The sequence below is a fragment of the Streptomyces sp. NPDC001889 genome (genome assembly GCF_053594535.1).
On the sequence record NZ_JBSFER010000018.1, the window covers coordinates 1 to 1403 of the forward strand.

Here is a 1403-nt window from a genome sequence, read left to right on the forward strand (position 1 = left end):
GTCCCCGTCCACCCAGGAGAACCCCTCCGGGGCGCCGTCGCGCTGCCAGAGCGCCGGGGTCCGTCCGTACACCGCGTTCAACTCGGTGACCAGCAACCGGGCCTCTCGGCTGCCGGCGCTGCGGGCCCGCCGTTCACCACGGCGTACGGCGGGGCCCGTTCAGGCGGGAGAGAGCTGGGTCGCCAGCTCCCGGCGGGCGGCGGTGAGTGCCTCGTCGATGTCACGGGTGCCGGTGGTGACGCACAGGGTGTACGCGGTGTCCAGCAACTGCCGCCTCACGCCCAGGGCGACGACCGGTCCGGCGGCCTCCGCGCGCAGGGTTTCGTAGGTGTCGAGCAGGTTCCGCAACACGGCCGGGTGCGCCTTCAGCATGGGTCCTCCTCCAGTACGGACGGGCACGGGGAACGAGCCGGGTGCGGCTGACCTCCCCAGGCGCCACACCCGTGCGGAGTGCTTGTGCCCGCCGAGGCCCCTCCCACCCCCTGCCGTTGTCATCCCGTTACCTTTCCGGCACCGGAACGCCGGTCGCGCGAGCGCCCGGTTGGGCCGTACCAGTGGGTAGTCCAGAGGTATCCTTGGATGTATTTGCCGCGAGGGTGCGTAGTAATCTCCGGCGGGAGCGGGCGGCGGTGCGGGTCCGCTCCTCCGTTGTGTCGGCAGGTCCTGTCGTCCTCTGTTCGAACCGTATGGCCGGGGATCGGGAAGGTGGGGCATGGTGAACGCGAGAGCCCAGTACACGGAGCACGGGTCGCAGGGGGCGGGCGGGTCCGGTGGGGTCGGTGAGCCGGAGCTGCGGCAGTTGCTGGCCGGGCTGACCGCCGTGCGGGACGGGGATTTCGGGACCCGGCTGCCCGGTGAGGCCGACGGGCTGCTGGGCGAGATCGCCACCGTCTTCAACGGCATGGTCGACCAGTTGTCCCTGTTCACCTCCGAGGTGACCCGGGTGGCCCGCGAGGTGGGCACCGAGGGAACGCTGGGCGGGCAGGCGGAGGTTCCGGGGGTCTCGGGCACCTGGGCGGATCTCACCGACTCCGTCAACGCGATGGCGGGCAACCTCACCACCCAGGTCCGGGACATCGCGCAGGTGGCGACCGCCGTGGCCCGGGGGGATCTCTCCCAGAAGATCGACGTGGACGCGCGCGGCGAGATCCTGGAGCTGAAGAGCACCGTCAACACCATGGTCGACCAGCTCTCCGCGTTCGCGGACGAGGTCACCCGGGTCGCCCGCGAGGTCGGCAGCGAGGGCCGGCTCGGCGGACAGGCGGAGGTCCCGGGGGTCGGCGGTGTCTGGCGCGAGCTGACCGACTCGGTGAACTTCATGGCGGGCAACCTCACCGACCAGGTCCGCAATGTCGCCCAGGTGACCACGGCGGTCGCCAAGGGCGACCTCTCCCAGAAGATCA

2 protein-coding genes are annotated in these 1403 nt (G+C 71.3%); one reads left to right on the plus strand and one right to left on the minus strand.

The features are described from left to right. Positions 1 to 159: 159 nt before the first annotated feature. Positions 160 to 372 carry a DUF5133 domain-containing protein gene (locus tag ACWCRA_RS21450; protein WP_351559111.1) on the minus strand — a complete coding sequence of 71 codons (213 nt, stop codon included), beginning with the start codon at positions 370 to 372 and terminating at the stop codon, positions 160 to 162. Between the two features lie 340 nt (positions 373 to 712). Here ACWCRA_RS21450 and ACWCRA_RS21455 point away from each other — a divergent pair. Continuing rightward, a partial coding sequence (locus ACWCRA_RS21455; protein ID WP_451068337.1) for a HAMP domain-containing protein occupies positions 713 to 1403 on the plus strand: 691 nt, incomplete at its 3' end.